The organism is Burkholderia sp. ZZQ-2, from assembly GCF_050768715.1.
Lineage (GTDB): Bacteria > Pseudomonadota > Gammaproteobacteria > Burkholderiales > Burkholderiaceae > Burkholderia > Burkholderia cepacia.
The window spans coordinates 1-8,480 of the sequence record NZ_LDVA01000218.1; the positions used below are offsets into that span (position 1 = coordinate 1).

Sequence of the window (8,480 nt, forward strand, 5' to 3'; positions counted from 1 at the left end):
CCTGACACCGCGGGCGGGCACGCCCGCGCGTTCGCCATGAGGCGGCCGCGCGTGGCGCGCTGCCCGCGGTCGTGCGGCCGGGCGTCATTGCCGCGCGGTCAGTTCGTCGTGGTTGTCGGTCTGCGGCTTCTTCTCGCCGCCATGCACCGAAATCCCGTGAAGCTCCTTGTTGCGCGCGATGAGCTCGCTGCTCGGCGGGTACTGCGTCTTGCTCGTCGGCACGACGCCGTCGTGCTGCGCCTGCTTCAGTTCATTGACGACCTGCGTGCGGGTCTTGCCCTGCGTTTGCGTCTGCGCGAATGCGGCCTGCGTGGCCATGCCGAGCGACAGCGTGGCGGTGACGAACAGTGCTGCGAGTTGTGCGGTTTTCATTGAGTGCTCTCCTTGATCAGGGCCGCCGGGTGGCGAACCATGGACCCAGTATGCGAAAGCAGCCGTGCGTGATCGTGATCGCGAGATGAAAAATGCGTCAGATTGCGTGATGCCGGGATGTGCCGTTCGACCGCGGCCGACATGATGCAATCGTCATGTTCGCGTCATGGGCGCGATGAACGGGAAGCGGAACATGAAGTCTGCCGATGGTCGACCTGGCCGACGGCGTTCACGCCGTCCGCGACAGCAGCACGGAATGCGGGCGGCCCTTTCCGACTTTCACCCCGGACCGAAAAGTGTATCGTCCCGCCATTCGCCTCGCCTTGATCGCAGTCCTGATCGTTACGTTGTTCGCGGGCTGCACGTCGACGCGTTCCGGCCCGACGCCCGCTGCGTCGGCCACATCGACCACGTCGACCACGCCGGCCGCCGCGCGCAAGCCGGTACCGGCCGACCTCATGCCCGGCGAGCAGATCGACTATGCCGGGCATCGCTGCGGGAATCCGAACCTGTACGTCAAGACGCACGTGTGCCTGTTCCCGCAGCGCAGCGGCACGCGTTGACCGCGATCGCACCGCACGCGATTGCGCGGTCTCAGGTTGCCGGGGATGCGGCGGGAGTCGTCCAGGACAGCACGCGGTCGGTCGCGGGTTCGTCGCCGAGCACGCAGGGTGTCGATCCACGACGAGCAAAAAAGAAGCCCGGCACTCGACGAGTCCGGGCCTAACGCGTGACGTGCCGTGCGGCAGCGACCCGCTTGCGTGGTCTGGAACGGGCGCTGCCCGTCACGTTTGTGATCGTAGCGAAGCGACGCTTCGCGAACCTGATCGGGACATGAAATTTTCGTCACGCGGCGCGCGTATTGCCGCCGTGGTCAGAACCGGTGGCGCAACCCGAGATTGACGATGCCCTGCGTGTGCGTACCGCCATAACCATAGGAGCCGATCGACGCCTGCGCCGTTTGCGTGCCGCCGTCGAGCGTGCGCTGTTCGCCGTTCGCGCGCTGCCATGCACCGACCGCGTAGAGATCGGTGCGCTTCGACAGCACGTAATCGGCGCCGGCGGACACCTGATGATAAGTCGCGCCCGTATCGCCGCGGGCGCGCGTGTAGCTGTAGCCGACGCCGACGAGCAGGCCGGGTGTCGCCTGGTAGTTGAAGAAGCCGCGCGCGGTGTCGTACTTCTGCGTGCTCCGAAATGCGGACATCGCATCGGCCTTGTACTGCGCGTTGCTGTAGTCGATGCCGACCGCGAACGGCGCGAAGCTGTAGCGCACCGCGCCGCGCGCGATGCCGATCGATTTCGCGGAGAGGTAGCCGCCGTTGACCAGCGACCCGTCGAACGTGCCGTCGGAGGTGCTGTTCCAGCCGGTGCGGATGCCGTTGGCGAGCGATGAACGATTGGCCGCGTAGTAGTAGCCGCCGGCCACGTCGACCGGGCCGTTGCTGTACGACAGGCCGGCCGACCAGGTTTGCCCGGCACCGCTCTTGCCGGCCACGCCGCCGAGCGCGTACATGCCGACGAACTGGAATCCGTTGATCAGCGGCGACGTGTATTTCACCGCGTTGTCGGTACGCGACGACGTGTCGTAGTTGTCGACGTCGCCGGGTGTCGCATAGACGCTGCCGAAGTAGAAATCGCCGGTGACCGGCCACGCGACATCCGCGAGCGCGTCGTACTGGCGGCCGAGCGTCAGCGTGCCCCAGCGCGCGCTTTCGAGGCCCACGAAAGCCTGCCGGCCGAACATCCGGTTGCCTTGCCCGAGCGCGCCGGTGTTCGGGTTGAAGCCGTTTTCCAGGGTAAAGACCGCTTTCAGCCCGCCGCCGAGATCTTCCGCGCCCTTCACGCCGAAGCGGTTGCCGAGCAGGTTGCCGTTGCCGAGGCCGACGAGATTCCTGCCGTTCGCGTCGGCATTCCACACGTAGGTCAACGACGTATCGAACAGGCCGTACAGCGTGACTTCCGACGCGTGTGCCGCGTGGGTGGCCGTGAGCATCGCACCCGACATCATCGCGAGCCGAACTGGAGTTTTCATGGTGTGTCCCTGAGGTTCAAGAGGATCGATCCGTGCATCGGTCGATTCCGGCGCCGCGCGTTGGTGCGGCAGGCGCGGAATGTCGCAATCGCGCTGCCGATTCTGGAAAGCGTTCGGATCGTGAAGGTGAGGGACAAATGAGAAAAATGTCATCGCCGCGTCATCGACCTGGACACTTGCGACCCGTTTTCATTGGGAGTGCGAGACAGGAGAGGCCGGGGCAGTGACGAAACCGTCATGCTGCGATCACGATTGCGCACCGCCGCCGGATCAAAGTGAAGGCTCCTGTCACATCTTTCCGGCAAGGAGCGAGCCACATGAACATTCCGCGACCGATGATCGTCGTCGCCGCTGCCGTCCTGTCGATTGCGGCCATCTCGCAGGCGGCGGCCGCGCAGCAGAAGACCCGTCAGGAAGTCCGTCAGGAACTGGTGCGTGCCCGCCACGACGGCGTGATCCCGAGCCCGAACCACGACTACCCGGCGAGCCCGGCCACCGTCGCGCGCAACCAGGAAATCCATCGCGCGACGGTACATCGCGTCGAGGCGGCGCCGCTGGTCGATGCGCACGACAACCGTCTTGCGGTTCGTTGATCGTTCATGCGCGGCCGGCCGGCACGGTGCCCGCCGGCCGTACCCCACACGAAGAGGAGAGTGCCATGCGCCATTTCGCGAAAGGAATCGTGCTCGCGGCGTGCCTGATGTCGACGGCTGCGATGGCGGCCGGCTGGCCGGAACGCGCGCTGTCGCACGCGCCGGCGCACGAGGTCGGCCGCCGCGCGAACGAGCGGATGCGTTGCGAGTTGGCGACCATGCCGGCCGGCGAATGGAGCGCGACGTTCACGCGCGGGCAATGCGAGGTCGGCAACGGCCGGCTGACGTTCGTGCCGGCCGACGCGGGCGGCGAACCGGAGGTGGCGGAGAAGCGGATCCTGCTCGGCGACATCCGCACCGCGTCGCATCAGTCACGCAAGCTGAAGGAGCAACTGCAACTGACGACCCGCGACGAGGTGATCGCACTGAACGTGCTGACCGACGACGGCAGCCGCAAGTCGCGCGAACACGCGATCGACCTGTGGGCCGCGCTGCGCAACGAAGGCGTGACGCCGGTCAACGGCACGCGCATCGTCGACACGTATCCGACGGGCGCGACGACGTGGTAACCGGCGCGCGGCCGCGGCCGGCTTATCCGGCCTTCACCGATCCTTCGATCAGGAAGAACACGATGAAGCCGATGAAGAACGCGGCCGTCGCAAACGGCGTTTCGGGTACCTCGTGCGCTTCGACCAGCAGTTCCTCGGTGACGAGGTACAGCAGCGCGACGGTGCCGAGCCCGAGCAGCGCCGCGTAGATATTGGCGGGAAGCCCTGCGAACGCCGCGTTGCCGGCAACGGCCGCGATGCTCAGCAGCGCCGCGAGCCCGACCGGCACGACGATCGACAGCATGCGGCCGATGCCGGCGGCCGCGAGCGCGGCGCTGACCGACAGCGCGAGGAACAGCACCTCGAGCGTCAGCGCGACGGTCAGGATGATGCCGCTTTCGTCGCTCGCGGAGAAGGCGATGCCGAGCACGAGGCCGTCGATGACGAGGTCGATCGCGGTGACGATGACGAGGCTTACGGGGAGCCGCGCGTCCTCGAAGCGCGTCTCGATCGCGCCCGACAGCGCACGGATCGCGAGCATCAGCGCGATGCCGAGCACGAAGCCGACGACGACCGGAAACAGCGCATGCGCGCGATCTTGCGGAAGCAGTTCGAGCGCCGCGGCCGCGAACACGATGCCGCCGGTGAAATGCTGGATGACGCTCGACGTTGTCGGGCCGGGGGCGCGCCACGCGGCGGCGAGTGCGCCGAAACAGGCCGCCAGCACGGGCGGTAACGTCAGTAGCGCAAGCTTCGCGGTCGGTGTCATGAGGCCTCTCGAACGGTTGGCGTACCGCAGCGGGCTCGGCGTCCGGCTGCCCGGCCGCAGGGTACGGTTCATGCACGCCGGGCGTTGCCCCGGCATCAACCGGGGATTGAACACCCTGAAGCCGCTTCAAGGTCAACACATTCGATGCAGGGCGCACCGGCAAGCCGGCGCGCCCGTGCCGGTCACACCTGCGCGAGCGCCTGGTCGAGATCGGCGAGCAGGTCGTCGATATGTTCGATGCCGATCGACAGCCGCACCGTTTCTTCCTTCACGCCGGCCTTCGCGAGTTCGGCCGGCGACAGTTGCCGGTGCGTCGTCGATGCCGGGTGCGTCGCGAGCGATTTCGTGTCGCCGATGTTGACGAGCCGCGTGAACAGCTTCAGCGCGTCCTGGAACTTCGCGCCGCCGTCGCGGCCGCCCTTCACGCCGAACGTCAGGATGCCCGGCGCACGGCCCGACAGGTAGCGCGCGACCAGCGGATGGTCGGGGTGATCGGGCAGGCCCGCATAGTTCACCCATTCGACCTGCTCGTGACGCGCGAGATGCTGCGCGATCTTCAGCGCGTTGTCGCTGATCCGCTCGACGCGCAGCGCCAGCGTTTCGATGCCCTGCAGGATCTGGAAGGCATTGAACGGCGAGATGGCCGCGCCCATGTTGCGCAGCGGCACCACGCGCGCGCGGCCGATATAGGCGGCCGGCCCGAACGCTTCCGTGTAGACGACGCCGTGATAGCTGACGTCGGGCTCGTTCAGCCGCTTGAAGCGGTCCGCATGCTCGGCCCACGGGAACTTGCCCGAATCGACGATCGCGCCGCCCAGGCTCGTGCCGTGCCCGCCGAGATACTTCGTCAGCGAATGCACGACGATGTCCGCGCCGTGCTCGAACGGGCGCAGCAGATACGGCGACGGCACCGTGTTGTCGACGATCAGCGGGATGCCGTGGCGATGCGCGACTTCCGCGAGCGCGGCGATGTCGGTGACGTTGCCGAGCGGGTTGCCGACCGATTCCGCGAAGATCGCCTTCGTGCGCGCGTCGATCAGCGGCTCGAACGACGCGGGGTCGCGCGGATCGGCGAAGCGCGTCGCGATCCCGTATTGCGGCAGCGTATGCGCGAACAGGTTGTAGGTGCCGCCGTACAGCGAACTCGCGGACACGATGTTGTCGCCGGCCTCGGCGATCGTCTGGATCGCGTACGTGACGGCCGATTGTCCCGATGCGAGCGCGAGCGCGCCGATGCCGCCCTCGAGCGCGGCGATACGCTGCTCGAGTACGTCCGTCGTCGGGTTCATGATCCGCGTGTAGATGTTGCCCTGCACCTTCAGGTCGAACAGGTCGGCGCCGTGCTGCGTGTCGTCGAATGCGTACGCAACGGTCTGGTAGATCGGTACGGCGACCGCGCGCGTGGTCGGGTCGGGACGATAACCGCCGTGCACGGCGATGGTTTCGAGGCGCCAGTTCGAAGAGGCCTGATCGGTCATGGGTGCTCCGTCTGTTGTTGTGGTGGTCGAGCGATTATAGGAGCACGTGCGCGGCGGCCCTTAGAACGAATGGTTTGTTGCTTATGGCGGTGCGGCGCATAGAATGCCCTTTCCGCAAACAAGAGGTGCGCGATGAATCAGGAACATTGGAACCAGGTGGATGCGTATTTCTCCGCGACGCTCGTGCCGTCCGACGACGCGCTCGACGCCGCGCTGGCGGCGAGCGACGCGGCCGGGCTGCCCGCGATCAACGTCGCGCCGAACCAGGGCAAGCTGCTGCAACTGCTCGCGACGATCCGCGGCGCGCGGCGGATCCTCGAGGTCGGCACGCTCGGCGGCTACAGCACGATCTGGCTCGCGCGCGCATTGCCGCCGGGCGGCACGCTCGTGACGCTCGAGCTGAACCCCGAACATGCGAAGGTCGCGACGCGGAACATCGCGCGTGCCGGGTTCGCGGAGGTCGTGACGGTGGTGGTCGGCAGCGCGAAGGACAGCCTCGCGCGGCTCGTCGACGCGGGCGAAGCGCCGTTCGATTTCATCTTCATCGATGCCGACAAGGACAACAACCCGGTCTATCTCGACGCGGCGCTGAAGCTGTCGCGGCCCGGCACGGTGATCGTCGTCGACAACGTCGTGCGCGGCGGGCGGGTGGCCGATCCCGACAATCGCGAGCCTGACGTGGCCGGCGTGCGCGACGGGTTCGCGCGTCTCGCGGCCGCGCCGCACGTCACCACGACGGCCGTGCAGACGGTCGGGCAGAAGGGCTGGGACGGGTTCTCGATCTCGATCGTCGGCGCGTGACGTGAGGGCGGCACGCGCGTGCGGTCGACCCGCGCGCTAGTTCTGGTCGGGATTCCGGTCGTTGCACTGCTCGGGATCGTCGCGCAGCACGATGCGGCGGATGCGGCCGTTGTCGTAGAACGGCACGTCGGGGCAGAACTTCATGCCGGCGCGGGTCGACGTGCGCTTCCACGCGACCTTTTCGGTGCGGACGAGCGTCGGCGCGTGGCCGGGCGCGCCCGGCTTCCAGATGTCGATGTACACGCGCGCCATCCACGGTGACGCGTCCACCTCGCAGTCTTTCAGCGCGCCCAGCGTCGAGCGCAGCCCCGTGCCGGTCTGCTCGATGCGCTGCGGAAACTCGATGTAGCCGTCGCCGTAGCCGGGCGTGACGTAGCAATAGCGGCGCGTGTTCCCGTCGAGCACCGGCAGCAGGTAGCTGCTGGCGGAGTCGGCCTCCTTCACGTCGTTGCCCTGCCAGCGGTAGGTCGTCACGCCATGCTCGCAGCAGCTCGCGCGCCAGCTCGTCCAGATGATCCGGTGCACGGCATCGAACTCCGGCGACGTGATGCCCTGCAGCCCCTGCGGCGCGTCGACGAAGCGCCGCGTCTTCGGGTCGAAGATCCACGTCTGGTACGGAATGTTCGGGCCCGCGCCCATCGATTGCGCGAGCATCAGGTCGGGCCAGCCGTCGAAATTCACGTCGGCGAAATCGGGCGTGAACAGGCCGCAGGTGCCGCGTGAATCGGTCTGCAGCGTCTGCACGAGGCGGCCGCGATCGTACAGGCGGATCGCGGTGACGTGCGGCGGTTCGTTGCATGAACCGTCGTCGTCCGGCAGCTTGTCCGCGACGAGGCGGATCTCGTAAGGGAACGGCCTGCCGTCCTGTTTCGTTGCGAGCGAGACGGGCAGCGTGCGTTTGCCGTCCGGCGACGCCCACGTGCCGGCCACCGCATTGTCGAGCGATGCCACGCGCCACGTGCCCGTTACGCGATCGGCGTCGGTTTTCGCGCCGCTGTCGCGTTCCGACAGCGTGGCGCCGTGCGCGTCGAGCGTCCCCTTCAGCGCGAGCCGGTAGCGTTTGTCGGACGTGCAGGGCGCGTAGCAGTACGAGCCCGATACAGTGCCCGCCACGCGCGACAGCGAGACTTCGACATGCCGGTTGCCGATCGTGCCGACCCAGTCGCGCGACCAGAACGGGATCTCGACCGTATCGTCGGTGCTTGCCGCACTCGCCGCACTCATTGGCGAAAAGGCGAACGCGGTGACGGCGAGCAGTGCGAACGCAATTGCGCCGCGCCAGCCGCGCGTGCGCCGCGTCGCGGTCGCGTTGCGCGACGCGTCGATGAACGGGAGATGCATGGGTCGGCCCCTCGGTTTGTTATGGGTGTGACTGCCGGCGTGTTGCGGTGCGATGCACGCGTCAGCGGTTTCCTGGCGCATCGGCGCGTCGATACAGGCGTGGCCATTGATCGTCGAACAGGCCGTTGCACGTGCCGTGCGTGGCGATGTCGCTGAGCAGGAAGCGCCGGCCGTCGAAGATCCACGACGCGGTCGAGCCGCAATCGCCGGCGCTGCGCAGCCTGACCTTGCTCGACAGCGTCGCGCGGGTGCGGTCGTAGCCGGCCTCCGTCAGTTCGTTCGCGAACGACGCCGAGTCGAGCCCCGCGTTCGCGTTCTCGCCGAAATTCATCGCCGTCGGCGTGAACGGTGCCGTCCTTCGCACGCGATACCACAGGTCGGTGCGGTTATACATGCTGCTGGTCTGGCACGGTATCGCGACGAGCGCCTCGTCGGCGGAGATCGCCACGGCGCGCGACGCCTTCCGGCGATCGCTGGCCGACATTTCGTCTTCGACGTCGGCCGCGCATTGCTTGATGTCGTCGCCGAACTTCGCGAGCACCG

General features: G+C 67.4%; 10 protein-coding genes. 4 read left to right on the plus strand and 6 right to left on the minus strand.

From position 1 onward, the window contains the following. Positions 1 to 84: 84 nt before the first annotated feature. On the minus strand, positions 85 to 372 hold the full coding sequence (locus ABY44_RS14845) for a DUF4148 domain-containing protein (protein WP_027790907.1): 288 nt from the start codon (positions 370 to 372) through the stop codon (positions 85 to 87). Positions 373 to 578: 206 nt separating this feature from the next. Here ABY44_RS14845 and ABY44_RS14850 point away from each other — a divergent pair, with 206 nt between their 5' ends. Beyond that, a complete protein-coding gene (locus ABY44_RS14850) occupies positions 579 to 935 on the plus strand; it encodes a hypothetical protein (protein WP_060173046.1) in 357 nt (118 codons plus the stop codon). A gap of 311 nt (positions 936 to 1,246) precedes the next feature. Here ABY44_RS14850 and ABY44_RS14855 read toward each other — a convergent pair whose 3' ends face one another. Continuing rightward, the gene (locus ABY44_RS14855) at positions 1,247 to 2,407 is read right to left on the minus strand and encodes a porin (protein ID WP_060173047.1); all 1,161 of its coding nucleotides are present in this window, start codon (positions 2,405 to 2,407) and stop codon (positions 1,247 to 1,249) included. A gap of 317 nt (positions 2,408 to 2,724) precedes the next feature. On the opposite strand from ABY44_RS14855, the gene ABY44_RS14860 reads away from it, so the two are divergent. Further along, entirely contained in the window at positions 2,725 to 3,000 is a 276-nt protein-coding gene (locus ABY44_RS14860) for a DUF4148 domain-containing protein (protein ID WP_060173048.1), read from the plus strand. Positions 3,001 to 3,065: 65 nt separating this feature from the next. Then, positions 3,066 to 3,569 carry a hypothetical protein gene (locus ABY44_RS14865; RefSeq protein WP_060173049.1) on the plus strand — a complete coding sequence of 168 codons (504 nt, stop codon included), beginning with the start codon at positions 3,066 to 3,068 and terminating at the stop codon, positions 3,567 to 3,569. A gap of 22 nt (positions 3,570 to 3,591) precedes the next feature. Here ABY44_RS14865 and ABY44_RS14870 read toward each other — a convergent pair whose 3' ends face one another. Next, positions 3,592 to 4,317: a ZIP family metal transporter gene (locus ABY44_RS14870; RefSeq protein ID WP_060173050.1), complete on the minus strand. Its 726-nt coding sequence runs from the start codon at positions 4,315 to 4,317 to the stop codon at positions 3,592 to 3,594. Positions 4,318 to 4,499: 182 nt separating this feature from the next. Beyond that, the gene (locus ABY44_RS14875; protein WP_060173051.1) at positions 4,500 to 5,795 is read right to left on the minus strand and encodes an O-acetylhomoserine aminocarboxypropyltransferase/cysteine synthase family protein; all 1,296 of its coding nucleotides are present in this window, start codon (positions 5,793 to 5,795) and stop codon (positions 4,500 to 4,502) included. Between the two features lie 132 nt (positions 5,796 to 5,927). On the opposite strand from ABY44_RS14875, the gene ABY44_RS14880 reads away from it, so the two are divergent. Further along, the gene (locus ABY44_RS14880; RefSeq protein ID WP_060173052.1) at positions 5,928 to 6,596 is read left to right on the plus strand and encodes an O-methyltransferase; all 669 of its coding nucleotides are present in this window, start codon (positions 5,928 to 5,930) and stop codon (positions 6,594 to 6,596) included. A 36-nt stretch (positions 6,597 to 6,632) separates the two neighbouring features. On the opposite strand, the gene ABY44_RS14885 is transcribed toward ABY44_RS14880, so the two are convergent. Together ABY44_RS14885 and ABY44_RS14890 are read right to left on the minus strand one after the other, a co-directional pair. Further along, complete coding sequence (locus ABY44_RS14885; RefSeq protein WP_060173053.1) at positions 6,633 to 7,937, minus strand: XAC2610-related protein; 1,305 nt, start codon at positions 7,935 to 7,937, stop codon at positions 6,633 to 6,635. Between the two features lie 61 nt (positions 7,938 to 7,998). Then, a partial coding sequence (locus ABY44_RS14890; protein ID WP_431641367.1) for a DUF1176 domain-containing protein occupies positions 7,999 to 8,480 on the minus strand: 482 nt, incomplete at its 5' end.